Raw genomic sequence first — 22,826 nt, 5'->3', positions numbered from 1 at the left:
GGCCCGGATGCCGCGAGCACACCCTAGCCATGTACTCGTGAACATGGCTGCAAGGCCGGGTGTGCGGGAGCCGGCATGGACAACGAACAGCCAGGAAACGACGAAGGCCCGGGCAACAGCCCGGGCCTTCGAAGCAAACACAGCAGCGGGATTATTTGAACGTGTACTTGGCGCCGACAGTGAAGTACCGGCCAATCGCACCACTGAAGTGCAGCGGGTTGTAATTGACTGCACCATAAGTGCTCGGGTCGAGCGGCGCAATGCGGTCGAACACGTTCTGCACCGAAGCGTTCAGCTCGAAGGCTTCGGTGATGTTCCAGCGGCCGGACAGATCGAAGGTGGTGAACGAGGAGATCTTCTCTACCGGCTCGCCGTCTTCATAGAAGGCCAGGTAGTCACCGCCGCGGCGGTCCTTGTTCTCCAGCTTGCTGATGTAGTTGGCCACGCCGCTGATGCTCCACGGGCCCTGCTTCCAGGTGGTGCCGAAGTTGATGCGGTCCTTCGGCGTGCCGATGCAGTTGGTCACGTCGCAGTTGCCGTGGGTGCCCACATAGTCGACGGTGGTATCACCCTCGGTGCGCTCGAACTTGAGCACGTGGCTCCACTGCAGGTCCATTTCCAGCTGGCCCGGGCCGATGTCGAAGGTCTGGCGGATGTCGGTGTCGATGCCGCGGACGCGCGAGGAGTTGGCATTCACGTAGGCGGTATTGACGGCCAGGATGGTGCCGCTGTTCGCGACTCCGCCGATGTTGTTGGCATCGCGGAGAACGTTGCCCGCGGCGATGGCGTCGGCGGTGCTGCCCTGCGCGATTTCGTTGGTGCGCTTGATTTCCCACGCATCCACAGTCAGCGAGGTGGTCGAGGTTGGCTGCAGAACGATGCCCACCGAGTAGCTCTTGGACTCTTCCGGCTTCAGGTCCTTGTTCGGCCGCGTGATGATCGCCACCGAGCGCGCGGTGCATTCGTTGGCCGGGTCGATGGCGCAACGCACCGGATCGCGGGCGTTGGAGAAAGCGGCCAGGCCACCGTCACCGTTCTCGGCCGGGTTCGGCGCACGGAAGCCTTCAGCGTAGCTGGCGCGCAGTGCGATCCAGTCGGCCGGGGTCCACTTCACGCCCAGCTTCGGCGTGGCCTTGCCTTCGCCGCTTTCGTACTTGTCGTAGCGGACCGCAGCGCTCAGCTCCAACTGCTCCAGCACCGGTGCGGACAGTTCGGCGTAGCCGGCATACACATTCTGCGTGCCGTCGTAGGCCGAGTAGCCCAGGCCGATGATCTGGCCGATATCGGTGAAGGTCTGCGGCGTCAGGCTGTTGCTCGTCTTGCGCCACTCCGTACCGAAGGCCAGGCCCAGCGGACCGCCCTTGAGATCCATCAGGCTGCGCGAGATGGTGAAGTCGAACATGTCCAGGCTCGACTTGGCACGCGCGCTGATGGTCGGGCTGATGGCATCGTAGACCGACTGCGGCGTCTGCGAGGCATTGTCGCCGATGCGCCAGGTGCCATAGGGGCAGGCCGGATTGCCCAGCACGCAGCGTACTGCGTCATAACGCAGGAAACCCGTGCGCTTGTTGACCAGGTCGGTGCCGGAATGCAGGTAGGCGGTGTCGTAGCTCCAGTCGCCCCAGTTGCCCTTGACACCCACCAGGAAGCGGTTGAACTCATTGGTATTGTCGGTCACGCGCGGGCCCACGTCCCACGCGCTGTAACGCAGGCGGGCCGCGGTGGGCAGCGGGTTGTCCGGATGACCTGCATACAGCTGGGTCGCACCGGCACCGCTGTTGGCGTTGACCGGGCCGCCAGGGTAGCCCCAGCCGCCGGATACGCCGGATGGCGTATTGCTGAAGATCGTTTCCTTCTTCGAGTAACCGATCTCGGTATAGACCTCGCCGCCTTCACCAAACGCGAAGCTGGCGCGGCCGAACACGTTCACGTACTTCTCTTCCGGGCTCAGGTCGCGGTACTGCTGCGCCGGATCCCACAGGCAACCCTGGGCCTGCGCGGTCGCGTCACTCTGCCCGGGAATCGTGGTCAGCCCGGCGCAGCCCGGCAGGGCAACCAGATGGCCGGTGGCATCGAACACCGAACCATTGGGACCCACGCCGCCGGCGGTACCGCCCGACAGGTAGGCGCCGCCCAGGAACTGCGCGTCTGCAGCGTCGTAACCCCAGCGACGGATATCGCCGGTGCCGATCCACTTGCGGTTCTTGCGGTCGCTGATCTTGATCGCGTCGGTCTTGCCGACGTCCAGGCTGAAGAACGCATTCCAGCCATCGCTGGACAGGTCGCCGGTGCCGGCAGTGAGGGTCGCCTTCTTCGCGTCGCCATCGCCGTCACCGGAAATGCCGTAGGAACCGCGCAGGATGGCGCCTTGGAAGTCGCTGCGCAGGATGATGTTGACGACGCCGGCGATGGCGTCGGAGCCATAGATCGCCGAGGCGCCGTCCTTGAGCACTTCCACGCGCTCGACGGCATCGAGCGGGATGGTGCTGAGGTCGGTGAAGACCTTCTGGCCGTCATCGGCCAGGCCGTAGGTGGCCATGCGGCGGCCGTTCAACAGCACCAGCGTCGAGCCGGCGCCCAGGCCACGCAGCGAGATGCCGGCGCCGCCACCGGCGAAGCCGTTGCCGAAGGTCTTGGGAATGGAGCCTGCGCCGTCGGCGGTCAGGGTCTGCAGGTACTCGGCGACCGTGGTCTTGCCGGTGCGGTCGATTTCCTGGCGGGTCACCACCTGCACCGGCGACGGTGTCTCGGTGTTGGTGCGCGGGATGTTGGAGCCGGTGACCGTGATGCGGTCGAGGTTGGTGGCCTGCTCCTGTGCAAAGGCTGAGGAAGAAGCCACGGCGCCGACCAGCAGCAGGGTGCTGCCAGCAAGGATATGGGTGATGGACGATGCCAGGGTGGTGCGGCGGCGGCTGGCGGGCCGTTGGATCGGGTGTTTCACAGCTTCTCTCCTAACTGGAAAACCGTAGCGTTGAGGGCTGTCGCCGAATCGATACCGGGACGCGCCAATCTAGGTTTCCAGCAGGTGACGAAGACGTGAATTTTTGCTTAATCAGTAACGCTTGGCTCGGGCATGTCCGCATTTGCCGGGCAGTGGCAGGGGGGGCGGCCCGGCGCGAGGCCGGGCCGGTGGGACGCTCAGTCCGGCAGCGAGAACTGCACCGGCACCATGCCGATGGCCGGGACCGCCACGCCGTCACGCTGGGCAGGCTCGAAGCGCCAGTGCTTGAGCACCTGCTGGCGGGCGGCCTGGTCCAGGTTGCGCGAGCCGCTGCTGCGCTCGACGCTGACCGCGACCGGCTGGCCACGGGTGTCCACTTCCACCCGCAGCAGCACCGTGCCCTGTTCGTGGTTGCGCAGGGACTGGATCGGATAGGTCGGCGGCGGAGCGCTGCGGTACTGCAGCTGGGCGCCGGCCAGCGGGGTGGAGGTGTCGATGCTGGGCGCCAATTGCGGCGGAGCCGGTTCGGCGGCCGGCAATGCGATGCCCTGAGTCTCTTCCACGGTCGCGGTGGGCGCGGGCAGTGGCGGTACCACCGGCTGCGTCCGCGGCTTCGGTACCACCTGGACGATCTCTTTTGGCGGGACCGGAACCGGCGGCGCCGGCGGTGGCGGGATCCTCTCGATCAGCCGGACCGGCGTCTTTTCACGCGGGGCCTGCACGGCCTGGTAGGTCGCAGGGATGAGCAGCAACAGGAAGGCCAGCAGGTGCAGGGCGATCGCTGCACTCCAGGCGGCTACGCGGGCGGGGTCGAAGTGCGGGGATGCAACGGGATAGGTACGAACCATGATCCACCTCCATGCCAGTGACGAAGTCCTCAACGCACCAGGGTCCGTGGCGGGGTTGCCGCACGCGGCTGGCAGTCCATCAGTAGCGCGGCATGGCGGCCACTGCCTAGAGGCAGGGGCATGCGCGTTGGGCTGGCCTTCAGCCAACGCCGCCGGAATACACGAAAAAGGCGGGCCCCTGCGAGACCCGCCTTGCGTCGGCCGTGCCGGGCGCGATCAGCGGCCCAGTTCGAACACCACGTCCAGGTTGACCGAGACGGTCGATTCACCCGGTGCGACCGGGGTGGCCTTGTCCATCGCCGCGCCGGCGGCCATGGTGCGCATCATCGGCATCGGGCGGAAACCGCCGTTGCTGTTCTCGGAAATGCTGACGATGCGGCGCACCTGCAGGCCCAGCGACCTGGCATAGGTCTGGGCGCGGGCCTGGGCCTTCTTCAGGGCGGCCAGGCGGGCTTCGTCATAGACCGGTTCGGGCTGGTCGATCTCAAACTGCGGACCGTTGATCTGGTTGGCACCCTGCGCGGCCAGCGCGTCGAGCACCTTGCCGAGCTTGGCGATGTCGCGGACCTTCAGGCTGACCGTGTTGCTGGCCTGGTAGCCGGTGATCTTCGGTGCCTCATTGTCGGCATAGCGGTACTGCGGGTTGAGGCTGACGCCGCTGGTCTGCACGTCGCGCTCGGCGATGCCGGCGGCCTTGATCGCGGCCAGCACCTTGTCCATCTGCTGGGCGTTCTGGCGCATGGCGCTGTTGCCGTCGGCAGCCTGGGTAACCACACCGGCCGACAGGGTGGCGACGTCCGGCACGCGGGTGGCCTCGGCGTTGGCCGAGATGTTCAGCAGGGTGCCTTCGGCCGCGGCGGCGATCGACGGCGACGACGGAGCGGCATGAGCAGTCATCGAGGTTCCAAGGGCAAGGGACAGGGCAAGCAGCAGCGGGGTGGCGGTCAGGCGCATGGGATCTCCTTGTTGTGCCGGTGAGGGTGGTGTCGTAGCGATGAACGCGCTGTGAGCCTGTTCGGGGTTGTACGCGTTCCGTAACGGGTTGCCGACGATTCAGGTGGCGGCCTCAGGTTATGCTGTGCCGATGCTCTATCTTGCTTCCCGCTCCCCCCGACGCAACCAGCTGCTGGCCCGACTCGGACGCCCCTTCCAGGCCCTTGACCTGGAGGTCGTCGAGCAGCGCGCGGCCAATGAAAGCGCCGAACAGTATGTGTGCCGGGTCGCCGCCGACAAGGCGCGCGCCGGGCTGGCCCGGGTGCTGGCCGACGACCCGCAGGCGCGGGTGCTTGGTTCGGATACCGAGGTGGTCCTGGACGGCGAGGTCTTCGGCAAGCCGGTCGATGCCGCTGACGCGCGGGCGATGCTGGCGCGGCTGGCCGGGCGCACCCACCAGGTGATGACCGCCGTGGTGGTGGTCGGCGCGGGCGGCCTGGACAGCGAGCTGGTCATTTCCGAAGTGACCTTCGCCCCGATCGATGCCGCCGACATCGCCGCCTATGTCGCCACCGGCGAGCCGCTGGACAAGGCCGGCGCCTACGCCATCCAGGGTGGGGCCGAACGCTGGATCGAACACCTTTCCGGCAGCTACTCCGGCGTGATGGGGCTGCCGCTGCTGCATACCGATCGTCTGCTGGCGCGCTGTGGCGTGCCGGTCCCCACTGCCGATGCCGCCAGGGAGGCTGCCGATGTCTGAGGAAATCCTGGTCAATGTGACCCCGCGCGAGACCCGTGTCGCGGTGATCGAAAACGGCATGCTGCAGGAACTTCACATCGAGCGCGGTTGGCGCCGTGGCGTGGTCGGCAACATCTACAAGGGCAAGGTGCAGCGGGTCATGCCCGGCATGCAGGCCGCCTTCGTTGAAGTCGGCCTGGAGCGCGCGGCGTTCCTGCACGCCAACGACGTGGTGCGGCCGGCGCCGGTGGCCAGCGCCGACACCGAGAACACCACCCTGCCACCGCCGGCCAGCGTGCCGATCGTCGAGCTGCTGCGTGACGGCCAGGACATCGTGGTGCAGGTGGTGAAGGACCCGATCGGCACCAAGGGCGCGCGCCTGACCACGCAGATCAGCATTCCCTCGCGCTACATGGTGCTGCTGCCGCAGTCCAAGGTGGTGGGCGTGTCGGCGCGCATCGAAGACGAAACCGAGCGTGCCCGCCTGAAGGCGCTGGTGACCGAGCTGTCGGCGCAGCACGGTGGCTACGGCTACATCGTGCGGACCAACGCCGAAGGGCAGCCGGCCGAGGCCATCGCCGAGGACATCGCCTACCTGTCGCGCGTGTGGAACGTGGTCGAGCGCCGCGGCCGCGAGGCGCCGTCGTGCAGCATCATCTATGAAGACCTGAGCCTGCCGCTGCGGTCCGTGCGCGACCTGATCCGCAAGGACGTGGACAAGGTGAAGGTGGACTCGAAGGAGACGTTCGGCCAGTTGCAGGCCTTCGTCGCCAAGTACATGCCGGTGCTGGCTGAAAAGCTGGAGCTGTATGCCGGCGATCGCCCGATCTTCGACATGTTCGGCGTGGAAGACGAGATCGGCCGCGCGCTGGACAAGCAGGTGCCGTTGAAATCCGGTGGCTACCTGGTGATCGACCAGACCGAGGCGATGACCACCATCGACGTCAATACCGGTTCGTTCCTCGGCCAGCGCAACCTGGAAGAGACGGTGTTCCGCACCAACCTGGAAGCGGCGCAGGCAGTGGCGCGTCAGCTGCGGCTGCGCAACCTGGGCGGCATCATCATCATCGACTTCATCGATATGGATGATGCAGAGCATCGCCGTCAGGTGCTGCGCACGCTGGAAAAGGCGCTGGCCCGCGACCATGCCAAGACCACGGTGTACGACTTCTCGCCGCTGGGCCTGGTGGAGATGACCCGCAAGCGCACGGTCGAAAGCCTGGAGCGCCAGCTGTCGGAAACCTGCCCGCAGTGCAGCGGCCGCGGCAGCATCAAGACCACCGAGACGGTGACCTACGAGATCTTCCGCGAGATCACCCGTGCCGTGCGCCAGTTCGATGCCGCGCGCCTGCTGGTCATCGCGTCGACCAAGGTCGTCGCGCGCATCACCGACGAGGAGTCCTCGGCGGTGGCTGAGCTGGAGGAATTTCTCGGCAAGAGCATCCGCTTCCAGGCGGACGAGCAGTACCTGCAGGAGCAATTCGATGTTGTTCTGCTCTGATCCTCGCCGGCTGCAGGCCGGCGGTGGCCGATGAGCGCGCCGCCGCGCCTGCGACTGCGAAGGATCCGCCGTCATTTCATTGCCGCCTGTGCAGTGGGCCTGGTCGGGCTTGCACTGCTGGTGGGCACGCTCAGCCAGCTGCTGCCGCTGGCCGAGCGCCATCCGGAGAAGATTGCCGCCTGGCTGAGCGAGCGGGCCGGCCAGCCGGTGCGTTTCGACCAGCTGCAGACCGCCTGGACCCGGCGTGGCCCGCTGCTGCAGCTGAAGGGCCTGCGCATCGGCGCCGGGCAGGGCCTGCCGATCGGCGAGGCCGAAGTCCTGGTGTCGATGTACAGCGGGCTGCTGCCCGGGCGCTCGCTGACCGAATTGCGCCTGCGTGGCCTGGCCCTGGACCTGCAGCAGGGCGAAGACGGACGCTGGTCGGTGCGCGGGTTGCCGCAATCCGACAACGGGGGGGATCCGCTGGATGCGTTGCGCCGGCTCGGCGAGCTGCAGGTGATCGGCGGCCGCCTGGGCGTGCACGCGCCGGGGATCGGCATCGACACCACGCTGCCGCGCATCGACCTGCGCATGCGGGTCAATGGTGATCGCCTGCGCGTGGGTGTACGCGCCTGGGCCGATGCACAAGCGCTGCCGCTGACCGCGGTACTGGACGTGGACCGTGCGCGTGGCAACGGCCAGGCCTGGCTCGGCGCCGACCCGGTCGATTTCCATGCCTGGTCGCCCTTGCTCGCGGCCGGCGGCGTGCGCCTCCGCGAGGGCAAGGGCGAGCTGAACCTGTGGCTGACCCTGCGTGATTTCGCGCCGGTCGCGCTGACCACCGATTCGGACCTGCGGGACGTGCGCGTCGACGGTGCACCGATGCCCGGCGTGGCAGCGCCGCAGCTGCAGCTGCAGCGGCTGCAGGCCCGCCTGCGCTGGCAGCGCCAGGCCGATGGCTGGGCGTTGCAGGTGCCGCGCCTGCGCCTGAAGACCGGAGATGGCGAACAGCAGCTCGATGGCCTGCAGCTGCAGATCGGCAAGCAGCTGCGGGTGAACGCCGGTGCGGTGCAGGCCGGCACCGCGCTGCGAGGGCTGGCCCTGAGCAATCTCCTTGAACCGGGTCTGCGGCGCTGGCTGTTCCTGTCCAGGCCGCAGTTGGAGATGCGCCGATTGCAGTTGGCCGGCGAGCGTGATGGCCCGTTGCGGGCACAGGGCGAACTGCAGTCACTGGGCTTTGCCAGCGTCGGCAATTCTCCGGGCCTGCGCGGCCTCGGGGGGCGTTTCGAAGGCGATGCCGATGGCTTCAGCCTGCAGCTGCAGCCGCAACGGCAGCTGCAGTTCGATTGGCCGACCGGCTTTGGCGTGCGGCATGACCTGCATCTGGCCGGACAGATCGTGGGGTGGCGCGACGAGGGCGGCGGTTGGCGGATCGGAACGCCGGCGATGCGCGTGGAGGGCACCGACTACGCGGCCGACGTGCGCGGCGGCGTCTGGTTCCAGGGCGACGGCACGCGGCCGTGGCTGCAGCTGGCCGCCAAGCTGGACGACGTGCCGATGACGGCGGCCAAGCGCTTCTGGATCCACTCCAAGATGAGCAAGGGCGCCACCGACTGGCTGGACATGGCACTGGCCGGCGGCCAGGTGCGTGGCGGTGTCGGCCTGGTCACCGGTGACCTGGACGACTGGCCGTTCGACAACAACGATGGCCGCTTCGAGGCCACCGGCCACATCAGCAATGGCGACATCCGCTTCCAGCACGATTGGCCGCTGATGCGGCAGGTCGATGCCGATATCGCCTTCATCGGCCCCGGCTTCGAGATGCGTGGACGTGGCGACCTGGCGGGCGTGGCGGTGCAGAAGTTCGAAGCCGGCATTCCGGACTTCGGCCATCAGCCGCTGTACGTGCGCGCCGACGCGCCGAGCGAGGCCGGCAAGCTGCTGGCGATGCTGCGCCAGAGCCCGTTGCACAAGGACTATGGCGATACCCTGGACAACCTGGTTGCCAGTGGTCCGGCGCATGTGACTTTCGATCTGCTGCAGCCGCTGCACCACGATGAAGGCGGTGGTCATCTGCAGGGGACGGTCGACCTGACCGGCGTAAAGCTGGTCGACAAGCGCTTCCAGCTGGCCTTCGACAACATGCGAGGGCAGACGCGCTACAGCAATGGCGGCTTCGGCGCCGAGGAACTGGCGGTGCGCCACCTCGGCCAGGATGGCCGCCTGAGCCTGCGCGCTGGTGGCTACGTGCACGACAGCACGCGGGCTTTCGAATCGCAGCTGACGGCGCATCTTGATGCGGGCGTACTGATCGACCGCGCACCGGAAATGGCCTGGCTCAAGCCCTACATCACCGGCACTTCAGCGTGGACCATCGCGGTCAACCTGCCCAAGGTGGCCCCGGGGGCGCCCGCGCCGCCGAGTGAACTGCGGTTGAGTTCGGACCTGGTCGGCACGCGGCTGGACCTGCCGGCACCGCTGGACAAGCCGGCCACCGAACCGCTGGCGACCACGGTGGCCGCGCAGTTGCCGATGGGCGCCGGCCGCATCGATGTGGCCTTCGGCCAGCGCCTGGCCCTGGCCGCACGCAGCCACAACAACCAGACCGGCGTGCAGGTCACATTGGGCAGTGATCATGTTGATCGTGAGCCGCCGCCGAGCGGGCTGACGGTCAATGGCCGCAGCGCGACCCTGGATGCGCTGGAGTGGATCGGCCTGGCGCGGGGCGGCGGTGACGACGATGCGATGCCGCTGCGAGCGGTGGACGTCCAGGTCGGCCAGTTGAAGCTGATCGGCGGCGTGTTCGAGCAGACCCGGCTGCAGCTGCACCCGGGTCCACAGGCACTGGATGTGCGCCTGGACGGCCCGTCGCTGGCCGGACGCCTGACCGTCCCCAATGCGGACGGTGGCACGATCAGTGGCCAGCTTGACCGCGTGCACTGGCAGTCACTGCCGGCGGCACCGGGTGCGCCGGCTGCACCGGCGCGGGTACAGGCCGGTGCCAACGACATGGACCCAGCCAAGCTGCCGCCGTTCGCGCTGGACATTGCCGACCTGAAGTTCGGCAAGGTGGTGCTGGGCCAGGCGGTGCTGCGCACGCGGCCGCTGGCCAACGGCCTGAACGTGGATGAGCTGCGTTTCCGTGCGCCGGACCAGGAGATCGACATCAGCGGTCGCTGGCTGGGCCGGACCGGCGGTGCCCGTACCGAGTTGACCGCACAGGTGCGCAGCGAGGATCTGGGTGGGTTGATGCAGAATCTTGACTACGGCGGCCAGTTGCGCGGCGGTTCCGGCCAGGCGCAGTTGCAGGCCTCGTGGAGCGGAGGCCCGTCGGACTTCCAGCTGGGCAATCTGCAGGGCAGCCTCGACCTGCACGCGCGCAATGGCCAGCTGCTGGAGCTGGAGCCAGGCGCCGGCCGCGTGCTGGGCCTGCTCAGCGTCGCGCAGCTGCCGCGGCGCCTGATGTTCGACTTCCGCGACTTCTTCTCCAGGGGCTTCGCGTTCAACCAGATCGACGGCAGCATGCAGTTCGGCCAGGGCATGGCGCGCACCGACAAGGTGCTGATCGAAGGCCCGGCGGCCAACATCACCATCCGTGGCCAGGCCGACCTGCGCAACCAGCGGTTCGACCAGACCATCGACGTCAACCCGCGCGCGGGCAACCTGCTGACCGTGGTCGGTGCGGTGGCCGGCGGCCCGGTGGGGGCCGCGCTGGGCGCGGCCACCAATGCGGTATTGTCCAAGCCGCTGGGCGAGATTGGCGCCCGAACCTACAAGGTGACCGGTCCATGGAAGGAACCGAAGGTGGAAGTGATCGAGCGCAGCCGCGACAAGACCCCATCACCGCCCGTGCCGGCGTCTGCACCGGCCATTCCGCCGACCGTCACCGACCTGCCGCGCTCGCGCTGAGCGCGGTTCCCTGTTCACGGGGCTTGCCTGAGCGCCCCCGCACCCCCAGATCGAGACCATGACTGATATCGCCCTGACGCTTGCCCAAGACCGCCTGCTGCGCCCCGGCGGCCTGGATACCGCTGGCCTGGAGCGCACCTTCGGCCAGTTGCTCGGCCCCGGTGTCGACTTCGGTGACCTTTATTTCCAGCACGCCCGCCGCGAGAGCTGGAGCGTGGAAGACGGCATCGTCAAGGACGGTGCCCATTCCATCGAGCAGGGCGTGGGTGTACGTGCGATTTCCGGCGAGAAGACCGGATTTGCGTACTCCGATGACATCCATGCCGACGCGCTGCTGGCGGCGGCGCAGTCGGCGCGCGCGATCTCGCGTGAGGGCGGTGCGCAGTCCGGGCGATCGCTGCTGCGCGGCAATGCGCGCGCACTGTACCCCGCGCTGGACCCGATCGATGGTATCGGCAACGAAGCCAAGGTCGAGGTGCTCAAGCGCCTGGATGGTTACCTGCGTGCCGCCGACCCGCGCGTGAAGCAGGTGATGGTGAGCCTGTCGGGCGGCGTCGATACGGTGCTGATCGCCCGCAGCGACGGTGTGCTGGCGGCCGATGTGCGTCCGCTGGTACGCCTGAATGTGCAGGTGATCGTCGAGCACAACGGCCGTCGCGAGTCCGGCTATGCCGGTGGCGGTGGCCGTTATGGCTACGAAGACCTGTTTGCCAGCGGCCGCCCCGAAGCCCTTGCCCAGGAAGCGCTGCGCCAGGCGCTGGTGAACCTGGAAGCGGTGCCGGCGCCGGCCGGCATGATGCCGGTGGTGCTCGGCCCGGGTTGGCCGGGCGTGCTGCTGCACGAAGCGGTCGGCCACGGCCTGGAAGGCGACTTCAACCGCAAGGGCACCAGCGTCTACGCCGGCCGCATCGGCGAGCGTGTGGCGGCACCGGGGGTGACCATCGTCGACGACGGCACCCTCGACGGCCGCCGCGGTTCGTTGAACATCGACGACGAAGGCCACCCCAGCCAGTGCACCCCGCTGATCGAGGACGGCATCCTGGTCGGCTACATGCAGGACAGCCTCAATGCGCGGCTGATGGGCATGGCCCCGACCGGCAACGGGCGCCGTGAATCGTTCGCGCACCTGACCATGCCACGCATGACCAACACCTACATGCGCGCCGGCGAGCACGACCCGCAGGAGATGATCCGTTCGGTGAAGAAGGGCCTGTACGCGGTCAACTTCGGCGGTGGCCAGGTCGACATCACCAATGGCAAGTACGTGTTCTCGGCCACCGAGGCCTACCTGATCGAGGACGGCCGCATCACCACGCCGGTGAAGGGCGCGACCCTGATCGGCAACGGCCCGGAAACCATGCAGAAGGTGCGCATGGTCGGCAATGACCTGGCCCTGGACGAGGGCGTGGGCATCTGCGGCAAGGACGGGCAGAGTGTGCCCGTGGGTGTCGGCCAGCCCTCGCTGTTGATCGAGGGCATCACCGTCGGCGGTACCCAGGCCTGAGCGTGGCGATGGCCACAGCAACCGCCCGGGCCGACGGGGACTCAGTCCTCGTCGGCCTCGCCGGTCCCGATGTGGTCGGCGTCTTCGGCGCCGGCCTTCAGGCCCAGCGCGGCTGGCAGCATCAGGCCGCGCAGCACCTGGAAGATCTCGCGGTAAGCGCGCGGCGGCTTGTTCCTGGCCTTCTCGGCCTGCGCGTTGCGTACCAGCGTGCGCAGCTGCTGGCGGTCGGCCTGCGGATAGTCATCGAGCAGAGCGGCCAGCGCCTTGTCTCCCTCGGCCAGCAGGCGGTCGCGCCAGTCTTCCACACGGTGCATCATCGCCACTTCGCGGCGGCCGGTTTCGCTGTTGGCGTCGAGCGCATCGCGGATCGCATCCAGCGTGGCCTCTTCTTCGCGGCGCATGTGCTTGGCCAAGAACGCCAGTTGGCGCTTGTGGGCGATGTGGGCGGTGATGCGCTTGCACTCGGCGATGTGCGGCAGCAGGTCTTCCGGAATCGGCAGGCGCGCCAGCTGGGCCGGGGTCAGCGACACCAGCTTCTCACCCAGGGCCAGCACGTCGAGTGCATCGCGCCGGTTCTGGCTGCGGCTCTTGTCGTGGAATTCACCGGTTTCTTCATCGCGTCCGCGCATCGTCCCTACCTGATTTCAAAAAAAGTCGCCCGGCGTGATGCCGGGCCCAACCCGTACAGGATAAAGCATTGAACGTGATCGCCCCTGAAGTGGCCGTCGGCGACGACAGCCTGGCCCGGCTGGAACGGCTGGCCGACCTCTCCCAGCAGCTGCTCGACCGCGCCCGCGCGCTGGGCGCCAGCCAGGCCGAGGTCAGCTGCAGCGAGGACCGCGGCCTGGAGGTCAATGTCCGCCTCGGCGAGGTCGAGACCGTGCAGTCCACCCGTGACCGTGGCATCGCCGTGACCGTCTATTTCGGGCAGCGCAAGGGCAGTGCCAGCACTGGCGACCTGAACGAGGCCAGCCTGGCCGCTACGGTCGAGCAGGCCTGCGCGATCGCACGGCATACCGAGGATGACCCGGCCGCCGGCCTGGCCGAGGCCGCACTGATGGCCACCGACTTCCCGGACCTGGATGGCTGGCGCCCGTGGGCGCTGCAGGCCGATGAGGCGGTGGACCTGGCCCTGGCCTGCGAGGCGGCTGGCCGCGAGGCCGATGCGCAGATCCGCAATTCCGATGGCGCTTCCGTGTCGAGCATGCAGAGCCTGTCGGTGTACGCCAATTCGCACGGCTTCTTCGGCCGTGAGCGCGGCACCCACCATTCGATCGGTTGCGCGCTGATCGCCGGGCAGGGCGACGGCATGCAGCGCGATGGCTGGTATACCAGCGCGCTGGCGCAGGAGGACCTGGAAGACGTGGGTCTGGTCGGCCGCCGCGCCGCCGAGCGCACCGTGGCCCGCCTGCAGCCGCGTTCGTTGGCCACTGGCAGCATGCCGGTGCTGTTCGCCCCGGAAGTGGCGCGCAGCCTGGTCGGCCACCTGCTTTCGGCGGTGTCCGGCGGCGCGCTGTACCGCCAGGCCAGTTTCCTGCTGGACAGCGTCGGCCAGCGCCTGTTCCCGGAGTGGATGCAGATTGACGAACTGCCGCACCTGCGCCGCGGCCTGCGCTCGGCCGCCTTCGACGGCGACGGCGTGGCCACCCGTGCCTCGGCGCTGGTCCGTGACGGCGTGCTGCAGCGTTACGTGCTGGGCAGCTATTCGGCGCGCAAGCTGGGTCTGCAGACCACCGCCAATGCTGGCGGCGTGCACAACCTGCAGCTGGCGGCCAATGCCGGCTCGCTCGAAGAGATCGCCCGGCAGATGGGTGACGGCCTGCTGGTGACCGAGCTGATGGGGCAGGGTGTGAACGGGGTGACCGGCGACTATTCGCGCGGCGCCGGCGGCTTCCGTGTCGAGAACGGCGAGATCCAGTACCCGGTGGACGGCATCACCATCGCCGGCAACCTGCGCGAGATGTTCAGCAGCATCGAGGCGGTCGGCAGCGACGTCGACCCGCGCTCGCACATCCGGACCGGCTCGATCCTGCTGGGGCGGATGACCATTGCCGGTAATGATTGATGGCATCGATGGCGTAAGCTATGCCCGCCTGACGCATCCAGCTTGGTGCTGGTGGGTCAAGACCACCCAATGAAAAGGAGTTTTGTCGTGAGTGAATTCGATAACGTCCCGCCGCCGCCGGCAACCACCAATGCCCCGGCCGACCAGCGCACGATGGCGCTGGCCGCGCACCTGCTGGGCATCTTCACCTGGTTCATCGGCCCGCTGATCATCTGGCTGATCAACAAGGATGACGCCAGCAAGTCCTTCGTGACAGACCAGGCCAAGGAAGCGCTGAACTTCCAGATCACCATCACCATTGCGATGCTGATCTGCATCGTGCTGACCATCGTGATCATCGGCGGCATCCTGGCGCCGATCGTCGGCATCCTGAACCTGGTGTTCTGCATCATCGCCGCTGTGAAGGCCAACAACGGCGAAGCCTACCGCTACCCGCTCGCGCTGCGCCTGGTCAAGTAATACCGTCTGCGTGCGCAAACAGGAACGCCCGGCATTGCCGGGCGTTCCTGTTTGGCGCCAACGTCACGCCAGCGATCAGTGATCGCGTTCCACCGCCAGTGTTGCCAGCGCGCGCAGCGCATCGGCTTCTTCGCCATAGTCGGCCAGCGTGGCCTGCATGCGTGCGGCCAGTTCGCGCAGCTGCGCCTTCGCACCGTCCATGCCGAGCAGCGCGGGGAAGGTGCTCTTGTCCTGCGCCTGGTCCTTGCCGGCGGTCTTGCCCAGCTGTTCGGAACTGGCTTCGACATCGAGGATGTCATCGCGGACCTGGAAGGCCAGGCCGAGCGCGTCGGCGAAGCCGTCCAGCTGGGCCAGCTGTGGTTCGTGGGCCTGGCCGCACAGCGCGCCCAGGCGCACTGCCGCGCGGATCAGCGCGCCGGTCTTCAGCGCATGCATGCGGGTCAGTGCCGCCAGCGTCTGCTGCTGGCCGGTGGCGTCGATGTCCAGCGCCTGGCCACCGCACATGCCGGAAGCGCCGGAGGCGTGGGCCAGGGTCTGCAGGCAGGCCACGCGCAGCGTGGCCGGCAGCGGCGCATCGGCCAGCAGACCGAAGGCGCGGGTCTGCAGGGCGTCACCGGCCAGGATCGCGGTGGCTTCGTCGAAGGCGATGTGGGTGGTCGGCTTGCCGCGTCGCAGCGCGTCATCGTCCATCGCCGGCAGGTCGTCGTGCACCAGCGAATAGGCGTGGATGAGCTCGACGGCCATCGCCGCTGCGTCAAGGTGTTCAGGCTGCGCGCCAAACAGATGGCCACTGGCGTACACAAGCAGCGGTCGCATGCGTTTGCCACCGCCCAGCACCGAATAGCGCATGGCCTGGTGCAGGCGCTGCGGTGCTTCGGCGGGCGAGGGCAGGGCGGCGTCGAGCTGGCTTTCGATACGGTCGCGCCAGCGCGCGAACAGAACCTCAGCCGTCATGGCTGGGCGGATCGAAAGGCTCGGATGTTTCCGGCTGCGCCGGATCGCTGAGCAGGCGCACGCGCAGTTCGGCCTGTTCCAGCGCCTGCTGGCACTGGCGGTACAGACCGACGCCGCGTTCGTAAGCACTGAGCGAGGCTTCCAGGCTCAGCTCGCCGGTTTCCATCTGCTCCACCAGCTGTTCCAGCGATTCGAGCGACTGCTCGAACTGGGCGACCGGGGAGACGTTTTCGGGGGACTTCTTGGCCATGCGGCAAGTGTGGACGGGCTGCGCGCGGGGGTCAATTCACCAGCCGCCGGGACGCCACTGCAGCTGAGCATCCTGGGCCTGCAACCAGGCTTGCAGAGGGGCCGCAATGACCACGTCGGCGGCAGCGAGCAACTGTGGCCCATCGAAGATCAGCGGCAGCTGGGCGCGCCGCCAGGGGGCCAGGTGCTCGCGTTGCAGGCAGTCCTTCAGTGCATGCGAATGCGGGCGACCGGGCAGCACGATGCGCTCGCCGCCCACGCGCGCACGGACCTGAAGCGGGCGTTCGAAGGCCACGGCGCCCCGCAGGCGCAGTTGACCACCATCGGGCAGCGGCAGGGGGGCACGCCCATCCCATTCGGCCTGCCACCCGCGGGGCAGCGATGGCAGCTGTGCGGGCAGCAGATAGGCGTGATCGCGCCATTGCTGGATGGCATGCTCGTGCCAGCGCACCCGCGCCTGGCGATCGTTGCTGGCCGGCAGCAGTTCGTGCAGACCCTGCTGCAGTACCGTGGCCGGCAGTGGGGCGGCACCGTGGCCGATCACCCAGGCGCGCAGCACGCGCGCGGCACGCCCCGGTGACACCTGGCGCAGCAGCTGCAGCGAAAGCACGCGTGGTGCCACTTCCAGGTGCGCGATCAGCTCGGCGTCTTCCTCGTCCAGCAGAGCACGCGTCTGCCCGCAGTGCATTGCGCTGCCCGCCAATGCCGCAGCCGCATGCGGCCAGCGCTGGCGCAGCAACGGCAGCACCTGCAGGCGCAGGAAGTTGCGATCGGCGTGGTCGTGGCCATTGCTGGGGTCTTCGATCCAGCGCAGCGCGTGCTGGCGCGCGTAGTCGAGCAGCGCGTTGCGCGTTGCCGGCAGCAGGGGGCGCCATAACGGATGCCCGCCAATGTGGCTGTGTGCGGACATCGCCGCCAGGCCGTCAATACCGGAACCGCGCAGGGCACGCAGCAGGAAGGTCTCGGCCTGATCGTCCTGGTGCTGCGCCAGTGCCAGCGTTTCGCCGTCGCGCAGTTCGGCCGCGAAGGCGGCGCGTCGCGCCTGCCGCGCCGCGCCTTCAAGGCCGAGGCCCGCGCGATTGTCGATCTGCACGTGATGCACGGCCAGTTCAATGCCCAGTGCCGCGCATTGCTGCTGGCAATGCAGCACCCAGCCGTCCGCATCGGCCTGCAGGCCATGGTGTACGTGCACCGCACGCAGCGCCGTGCCGGAGGCCTGTGCGCAGCGCCACAGCCAGTGCAGCAGCACGGTCGAGTCGACGCCACCGCTGTAGCCCACCAGCAGTGGCGCATCCAGCGGAACGAGGGCAGGGAAGGCAGTCACGCCGGCAAGTATAGGGTTGCTCGGCAGGGCTGCGCCCTGCACCCGCTAAGATCCAGAGCAACAACAACAGCAACAGCAGAAGCTGGCTTCCTGAGGGTTGGCGGGGTGGGTCCGGTTGCGGGGGGCGCTGCAAGTACGTCCATGTAAGCTCGGTCGCCGCATCCATGCGGCTCACGCCCCCGCAACCGGACCCACCCCGCCTTCGACAGATTCCTGCGAACTGTCGGAATTGCTCTTGGGGTCAGATCCGTTTTCCTGCGGAAAACGGATCTGACCCCTATTTATTTCGATATCTGACAGATTTCATCCACGCGTGGCGTGGATCTACTGGCCACCGGAAAACTGTCGAAGGCGGGGCACTGTGGGTTTGCGGGGTGTGAGCCGCATGGATGCGGCGACCAAGGCTACATGGACGTACTTGCGCCGTCCCCGCACACCCACGGTGCCCCGCCATCCCACGGAATGCACGCTGTTGCTGTTGCTTCGGCCGTTGCCGTTGCATCTGCAGGTGCAGGGCGCAGCCCTGCAGAAAAACCTACTTCACCCGGCGGCCCGCGCGGTCGATGCGGAACCACTCTCCGCCTTCCATCGGCGTGTGGCCATCGGCATCCGGCGTGCCGCGCCGGCAGCCGTTGCAGACCTCGGCCACGCCATCCTGGAACGGCCAGGCGAAATCGAAGGTGCCGGGTACCACCTGGCGGAACGTCAGGTCGAAGTAACCCACGCGGTTGCCTACGCGGGCGCGCAGCAGGCCTTCCTGCGGCGTTTCCGGGCCGTTGTCCCAGGTCAGCACCGGCAGGCTGCGGCCCTTGCGGTCGACGTAGTGGAAACCCTGGTCGGCGTACACCACTGCCAGGCCGTGGTCGTCGTAATTCAGGGCCTTCAGCGTGTCGGCACTGATCTTCGGCCGGTGATCGATCACCTCGCAGTTGGGCAGCGGCCACAACCCGTGTTCGTCGGTCAGCAGCTTGCATGCCGGTGCCTGTGCCGCTGCAGTGGCGCTGACCAGCATGCCAAGCAGGGCCAGCGACCGCGCGAAGCGGCCGCTGGCAGAATCAGGGCGGGCCTGACGTGCGATCACTGGGCCTCGGCCTTGCGCTCGAACGCGGTCGGTGCCGGCAGCTGCACCGGCACGCCCTTGTCATCGCAGGTGCCGGCCTGGCACAGGCGCTCGCGCAGGGCCGGGGTGGCCTGCACGATCATGTGATAGATCGCGTTCTGTTCCAGCGTGCCGCGGATCGCCTTGCTGCCCGGGCCGCGTGCCCAGATGCCGACGTCCTCGCCACCGTGCGATTCGGACTTCATCGGCACCAGCGCTTCCTGCATGTAGTCCGGATGCTCGGTGTCGACCTCGCGCAGGTTCGGGCGGCCGTCGGCCGGTTCGAAGCTGCTCGGGTTGTGCGGATAGCGCTTCGGGCCGGCCGGCTGCTGGTTGCTGCTGCCGGTGTGGCCCGGGCCATTGGCGTAGCTCAGCGTGGTGTACGGCTGGCCGGTGCCGTCCAGTGCGTAGTCCAGCTTGCCGGCGCCATCTTCGCCGCCCTTGTCCTTCACCTTGCCCAGGATCGGGTTGCCGCGCGCCGGGTAGCCGACGAAGTTCAGCGTGTGCGAGTGGTCGGCGGTAACGATGATCAGGGTGTCGTCGGCCGAGGTCAGCTCGCTGGCCACGCGCACCGCATCGGACAGCGCCACGGTTTCGGTCAGTGCACGGTAGGCGTTGCCGCTGTGGTTGGCGTGGTCGATGCGTGCGCCTTCGATCATCAGCACGTAGCCTTCCGGGTGCCTCGACAGATTCTTGATCGCCGCTGCGGTCAGTTCGGCCAGGCTCGGCTCACCGCCCGGATCCTGCGGGCGCTCGTACTCGTAGCGCATGTGGTCCGGCTCGAACAGGCCAAGGATGGCCGGCGCATTTGCGGCTGCGGCCAGCTGCTTGCTGTTCCAGACATAGGCACCCTGCGGATGCGCCTGCTGCCATTCCTGGACCAGGCTGCGGCCGTCCAGGCGCTGGCCGACCTTGTCGTCGTATTCCGGGTCGCGCTCTTCCACGGTGGTGAACTCACCACGGCCGCCACCAAGGGCGACAAGCGGGCCGCGCCCATAGCGCGAGGTCGACAGCAGCTGCTGGGCGATGTCCTTGCAGCCGGCCGCCTTGGCCGCTTCAGTCAGGTCGGTGTCGTTTTCCCAGTTGCGCTCGGGCGAGTGCGCGTAGGTGGCAGCCGGGGTGGCATGGGTCAGGCGTGCGGTGGAGACCACGCCGGTGGCCAGGCCGGCGCTGTCGGCCAGCTGCAGCCAGGTCAGCAGGCCCTTGGACAGGCTGTCGGCACAGTCGGTGCGGCTTCCGGCACTGACGCCGATCGCGCCCATGTGGGTCTTCACGCCGGTGGTGATGGCGGTCATGGTGCCGGCCGAATCAGGCGTCTGCGAATCGGTGTTGTAGGTCTTGCTGAACGCCGTGGCCGGGAAGCGTTCCCAGGACAGCAGGTTCTCCTCGCCGGAGCCGCCCTTGCGCTGGCCCTCGTAGATGCGCGAGGCGGCCACAGTGGTCAGGCTCATGCCGTCACCGAGGAACAGGATGACGTTCTTGGCCTTGCCGGACATCGCACCATTGGCCGCAGCCTGGGCGGCCCCGCTGCGGTACCACCACTGCGGGGTCTCGCCGGCCGGATGGGCGACGGGATCGACGGCGACCTTCAGGCCGGCCGGGGCGGACGCGGGGGCGGAGCTGGCGCAGGCGCCCAGCAGAAGGGTGGTGGCGCAGGCGGCCAACAGGGAGACGGAACGACGCATGGACGCTGGGATCTCACAAACTGTAACGGGACATTCATTATGCCCGCCCCAGCAAGGCACGCCGATGACACACTGATTTGCCGGCCGGGCGGTCGTTCTGCGGGCTGCCTTGGGCTATCGTGCCAGCATCCCTTCCTTCCCCTCTGGATTGCCTATGAAGCTGGTCTCTGCCTGGCTGCGGATTCCGTTCTGGCAGCGCGTGGTCGGTGGCTTCGTGCTCGGCGCGCTGGCCGGCTGGGCGCTCGGCCCGGCCGCGGAAACGTGGTTTGGCCCGCTCGGTGAGCTGTACGTCACCCTGATCAAGATGATCGCCGTGCCGCTGGTGTTCTTCGCGGTCATCAACGCGATCTCGTCGCTGCACGGGCAGAAGTCCGTGGCCGCGCTCAGTGGGCGCACCTTCCTGTGGTTCGTGATTACCGCTGCGCTGGCAGTGTGTGTCGGCCTGGCCGTGGGTACGGTGCTGCAGCCCGGCGCGGGTGGCCTGCAGTTGTCGATGGCCAGCAACTACGTGCCGCGCGAAGTGCCCAGCGTGGTGCAGGTGCTGCTGGACGTGGTGCCTGCCAATGTCTTCTATGCGCTGTCCGGCATCGGCACCAAGGTCAACGCGGCCGGTGAGACCGTGCTGGCTGCGGGTCGCGGCTCGATCCTGCCGGTGATCTTCTTCGCCGGCCTGGTGGGCTTTGCCATCGTCAAGCTGGGCGAGAAGGTGACCGAGGCGCGCAAGCTGGTTGGCCAGATGAGCGACATCATGATCCAGGTGACCCGCTTCGTGCTGGAAGTCACCCCGATCGGCACCTTCGGCCTGATCGCAGGCCTGGTCGGCAGCTATGGGTTCGAGAAGCTGCTGCCGCTGGGCCATTTCGTGCTGGCGTTGTACGTGGCCTGTGCGCTGCACATCGTGGTGGTCTACAGCGCGCTGCTGCTGGCGCACGGCCTGAACCCGCTGAAGTTCTTCCGTGGCGCCGCACCGGGCATGCAGGTTGCGTTCGTCAGCTCGTCCAGCTTCGCTGCGATGCCGGTGGCGCTGCGTTCGATCACCCACAACCTGGGCGTGAACAAGGACTACGGTTCGTTCGCGGTGCCGCTGGGCGCCAGCATCAAGATGGACGGCTGCGGCGCGATCTATCCGGCGCTGTGCGCGGTGTTCATTTCGCAGTACAGCGGCGTGCCGCTGACCCCGGAGCAGTACGTGGTGGTGCTGATCGCCTCGGTGCTGGGCAGCTTCGGCACCGCCGGCGTGCCGGGTACTGCGGTGATCATGGCCACGGTGGTGCTGAGCGCGGCGAACCTGCCGCTGGAGACCATCGGTTACCTGTATGCCATCGACCGCATCCTGGACATGATGCGCACGATGACGAATGTGACCGGCCAGATGCTGGTGCCGGTGCTCGTGGCCAAGGAAACCGGGCTGCTCGACCAGGCGGTGTATGACAATCCGTCCAGCAATGTGGGCGTGGACGATCCTGACCCGACTCCGCCACGCAGCTGAGGTTGCGTGGAGATGAAAGGCCCGCCTGACCGGCGGGCCTTTTGTTTGGGAGCTGGTTGGCGCGGTGGCGGCCAAGGCGGGTCCTGGTAGATCCACGCCATGCGTGGATGGAGGCAGTGCCGACCAACGGTCGGCACCCACCAGGGCAGGCGGCGCGATGCCGACCTACCGGGGGGGCGCAAACAAAAAAGCCGCTGCGGGGCAGCGGCTTTTTGTCTTTCAGGCGGCGCCGTAGCACCAGCGGGTCAGAGGTCGACCCGGCGGGCCTGCATGAACTTGTTGCCCCAGTAGCCACTGAGCAGGGTGTCCACGCGGACGTCCTTGCCGGAGCTCGGTGCGTGCAGGAAGCGGCCGTCGCCGACATAGATGCCGACGTGGTCGACGCGGCCCTTGCGGCCGAAGAACACCAGGTCACCTGCGGCCAGCGCGGTGCGGTCGTTGATCAGTTCGGCGTTGTCATCGTGGGCCATCTCGCGCGAGACGCGCGGCAGCTCGATGCCCAGGGCCGAACGGAACACATAACCGACCAGGCCGCTGCAGTCGAAACCGCTGTCCGGGTTGCTGCCACCCCAACGGTACGGGGTGCCCAGCAGGGTCATCGCGCGGCGCAGCAGCGACTGCACCTTGCCGTTGTCGGCGGCGGTACCGACAACGCTGCCATTGGCGGCGCTGCTGGTGTCGTAATTGGCGAGCAGGCGGCTGAGGTCGCCGGCCACCACGGCCGAGCGGTCCATCAGCGGAATGGTGTCGTTGGCGGCCAGGTGCGGCAGCAGGGCGGCCAGCGTGGCGCTGGCGGCGGCATCGACGCGGCTGCGCTGCGGAGCGGCAGCCTCGGCCTTGGCGGCCGGTCGGGCGGCGCTCTCGGCCACCGGGGCCGGGGGCACATCGGAACGGTTCGGAGCGGTCTGCGACCAGGCCGGAAGGCTGGTCAGGCACAGTGCCAGGCCAAGCAACAACGGGCGGGCACTGCGTGAAGATACGGAAGTCTGGCCTTCGCTTTTCAGGTCGTCAGTCGTCACGCGTCGGTCACAGGAAAAAAACGATGGGGCATCATGCCCTGTAAAAGCGCCGATAAGTTAAAAATTCCGTTAGTAAAACGTTATTTCAGCAGTGATTTTCGTCACAGTTTTGAACATATCGCCTGTTCA

At 67.7% G+C, this 22,826-nt stretch carries 17 protein-coding genes; 7 read left to right on the top strand and 10 right to left on the bottom strand.

Annotation, left to right across the window (positions count from 1 at the left end; genetic code table 11):
* Window positions 1-151: 151 nt before the first annotated feature.
* From ACM0PK_RS01850 to ACM0PK_RS01840, 3 genes are all read right to left on the bottom strand, one after another.
* Complete coding sequence (locus tag ACM0PK_RS01850; protein ID WP_061479655.1) at window positions 152-2,941, bottom strand: TonB-dependent receptor; 2,790 nt, start codon at window positions 2,939-2,941, stop codon at window positions 152-154.
* Between the two features lie 197 nt (window positions 2,942-3,138).
* A complete protein-coding gene (locus tag ACM0PK_RS01845; RefSeq protein WP_134972464.1) occupies window positions 3,139-3,789 on the bottom strand; it encodes an energy transducer TonB in 651 nt (216 codons plus the stop codon).
* Between the two features lie 216 nt (window positions 3,790-4,005).
* Window positions 4,006-4,743, bottom strand: coding sequence for an SIMPL domain-containing protein (locus tag ACM0PK_RS01840; RefSeq protein WP_005418081.1), 738 nt, complete (start codon window positions 4,741-4,743; stop codon window positions 4,006-4,008).
* Between the two features lie 130 nt (window positions 4,744-4,873).
* On the opposite strand from ACM0PK_RS01840, the gene ACM0PK_RS01835 reads away from it, so the two are divergent.
* Genes ACM0PK_RS01835 through tldD form a run of 4 tightly spaced genes read left to right on the top strand, consistent with a single transcriptional unit; the run spans window position 4,874 to window position 12,354 of the window.
* Window positions 4,874-5,482 (top strand): Maf family nucleotide pyrophosphatase, encoded by a 609-nt coding sequence (locus ACM0PK_RS01835; protein WP_414607028.1) that lies wholly within the window; start codon window positions 4,874-4,876, stop codon window positions 5,480-5,482.
* The gene (gene rng / locus ACM0PK_RS01830; RefSeq protein WP_111201796.1) at window positions 5,475-6,962 is read left to right on the top strand and encodes a ribonuclease G; all 1,488 of its coding nucleotides are present in this window, start codon (window positions 5,475-5,477) and stop codon (window positions 6,960-6,962) included. Before ACM0PK_RS01835 ends, rng begins: the two co-directional genes overlap by 8 nt.
* Before the next feature lie 30 nt (window positions 6,963-6,992).
* Complete coding sequence (locus tag ACM0PK_RS01825; RefSeq protein WP_414607027.1) at window positions 6,993-10,850, top strand: YhdP family protein; 3,858 nt, start codon at window positions 6,993-6,995, stop codon at window positions 10,848-10,850.
* Window positions 10,851-10,908: 58 nt separating this feature from the next.
* Entirely contained in the window at window positions 10,909-12,354 is a 1,446-nt protein-coding gene (gene tldD / locus ACM0PK_RS01820) for a metalloprotease TldD (protein WP_072168528.1), read from the top strand.
* Between the two features lie 41 nt (window positions 12,355-12,395).
* On the opposite strand, the gene yjgA is transcribed toward tldD, so the two are convergent.
* Window positions 12,396-12,983 (bottom strand): ribosome biogenesis factor YjgA, encoded by a 588-nt coding sequence (gene yjgA / locus ACM0PK_RS01815; protein WP_088496583.1) that lies wholly within the window; start codon window positions 12,981-12,983, stop codon window positions 12,396-12,398.
* A gap of 68 nt (window positions 12,984-13,051) precedes the next feature.
* Between yjgA and pmbA the strand changes: the two genes are divergently transcribed.
* Complete coding sequence (pmbA, locus tag ACM0PK_RS01810; RefSeq protein ID WP_414607026.1) at window positions 13,052-14,419, top strand: metalloprotease PmbA; 1,368 nt, start codon at window positions 13,052-13,054, stop codon at window positions 14,417-14,419.
* 87 nt (window positions 14,420-14,506) lie between these two features.
* Window positions 14,507-14,878, top strand: a complete 372-nt coding sequence (locus ACM0PK_RS01805) for a DUF4870 domain-containing protein (RefSeq protein ID WP_111201799.1) — start codon at window positions 14,507-14,509, stop codon at window positions 14,876-14,878.
* Between the two features lie 75 nt (window positions 14,879-14,953).
* On the opposite strand, the gene ACM0PK_RS01800 is transcribed toward ACM0PK_RS01805, so the two are convergent.
* The 5 genes from ACM0PK_RS01800 to ACM0PK_RS01780 all read right to left on the bottom strand — a co-directional run bounded on the left by ACM0PK_RS01800 (window position 14,954) and on the right by ACM0PK_RS01780 (window position 20,189).
* Window positions 14,954-15,832, bottom strand: coding sequence for a polyprenyl synthetase family protein (locus tag ACM0PK_RS01800; protein ID WP_072168525.1), 879 nt, complete (start codon window positions 15,830-15,832; stop codon window positions 14,954-14,956).
* Complete coding sequence (locus ACM0PK_RS01795) at window positions 15,822-16,082, bottom strand: exodeoxyribonuclease VII small subunit (RefSeq protein ID WP_072168524.1); 261 nt, start codon at window positions 16,080-16,082, stop codon at window positions 15,822-15,824. The genes ACM0PK_RS01800 and ACM0PK_RS01795 overlap by 11 nt, the downstream gene beginning before the upstream one ends.
* Window positions 16,083-16,118: 36 nt before the next feature.
* Window positions 16,119-17,405 (bottom strand): tRNA lysidine(34) synthetase TilS, encoded by a 1,287-nt coding sequence (gene tilS, locus ACM0PK_RS01790; protein ID WP_181357781.1) that lies wholly within the window; start codon window positions 17,403-17,405, stop codon window positions 16,119-16,121.
* A gap of 535 nt (window positions 17,406-17,940) precedes the next feature.
* Window positions 17,941-18,486, bottom strand: coding sequence for a WG repeat-containing protein (locus ACM0PK_RS01785; protein WP_414607025.1), 546 nt, complete (start codon window positions 18,484-18,486; stop codon window positions 17,941-17,943).
* Complete coding sequence (locus ACM0PK_RS01780) at window positions 18,483-20,189, bottom strand: alkaline phosphatase (RefSeq protein WP_414607024.1); 1,707 nt, start codon at window positions 20,187-20,189, stop codon at window positions 18,483-18,485. The genes ACM0PK_RS01785 and ACM0PK_RS01780 overlap by 4 nt, the downstream gene beginning before the upstream one ends.
* A gap of 154 nt (window positions 20,190-20,343) precedes the next feature.
* Between ACM0PK_RS01780 and ACM0PK_RS01775 the strand changes: the two genes are divergently transcribed.
* Window positions 20,344-21,678, top strand: a complete 1,335-nt coding sequence (locus ACM0PK_RS01775; protein WP_065179181.1) for a dicarboxylate/amino acid:cation symporter — start codon at window positions 20,344-20,346, stop codon at window positions 21,676-21,678.
* A gap of 245 nt (window positions 21,679-21,923) precedes the next feature.
* Here the strand turns inward: ACM0PK_RS01775 and ACM0PK_RS01770 are convergent, their stop codons facing one another.
* Window positions 21,924-22,697, bottom strand: a complete 774-nt coding sequence (locus ACM0PK_RS01770; RefSeq protein ID WP_053497133.1) for a C40 family peptidase — start codon at window positions 22,695-22,697, stop codon at window positions 21,924-21,926.
* Between the last annotated feature and the right edge of the window lie 129 nt (window positions 22,698-22,826).

Origin of the sequence: Stenotrophomonas sp. FR010, from assembly GCF_047520755.2 — a bacterium.
Lineage (GTDB): Bacteria > Pseudomonadota > Gammaproteobacteria > Xanthomonadales > Xanthomonadaceae > Stenotrophomonas > Stenotrophomonas sepilia.
The sequence above is the reverse complement of the archived record's forward strand: the minus strand, read 5'-3'. Positions and strand labels throughout refer to the sequence as shown.

Bases quoted from the DNA above. Each gene is read 5' to 3' on its own strand.
- ACM0PK_RS01845 (WP_134972464.1), bottom strand. From the start codon at position 3,789: ATGGTTCGTACCTATCCCGTTGCATCCCCGCACTTCGACCCCGCCCGC.
- ACM0PK_RS01840 (WP_005418081.1), bottom strand. From the start codon at position 4,743: ATGCGCCTGACCGCCACCCCGCTGCTGCTTGCCCTGTCCCTTGCCCTT.
- ACM0PK_RS01835 (WP_414607028.1), top strand. From the start codon at position 4,874: ATGCTCTATCTTGCTTCCCGCTCCCCCCGACGCAACCAGCTGCTGGCC.
- rng (WP_111201796.1), top strand. From the start codon at position 5,475: ATGTCTGAGGAAATCCTGGTCAATGTGACCCCGCGCGAGACCCGTGTC.
- ACM0PK_RS01825 (WP_414607027.1), top strand. From the start codon at position 6,993: ATGAGCGCGCCGCCGCGCCTGCGACTGCGAAGGATCCGCCGTCATTTC.
- tldD (WP_072168528.1), top strand. From the start codon at position 10,909: ATGACTGATATCGCCCTGACGCTTGCCCAAGACCGCCTGCTGCGCCCC.
- yjgA (WP_088496583.1), bottom strand. From the start codon at position 12,983: ATGCGCGGACGCGATGAAGAAACCGGTGAATTCCACGACAAGAGCCGC.
- ACM0PK_RS01800 (WP_072168525.1), bottom strand. From the start codon at position 15,832: ATGACGGCTGAGGTTCTGTTCGCGCGCTGGCGCGACCGTATCGAAAGC.
- ACM0PK_RS01795 (WP_072168524.1), bottom strand. From the start codon at position 16,082: ATGGCCAAGAAGTCCCCCGAAAACGTCTCCCCGGTCGCCCAGTTCGAG.
- ACM0PK_RS01780 (WP_414607024.1), bottom strand. From the start codon at position 20,189: ATGCGTCGTTCCGTCTCCCTGTTGGCCGCCTGCGCCACCACCCTTCTG.
- ACM0PK_RS01775 (WP_065179181.1), top strand. From the start codon at position 20,344: ATGAAGCTGGTCTCTGCCTGGCTGCGGATTCCGTTCTGGCAGCGCGTG.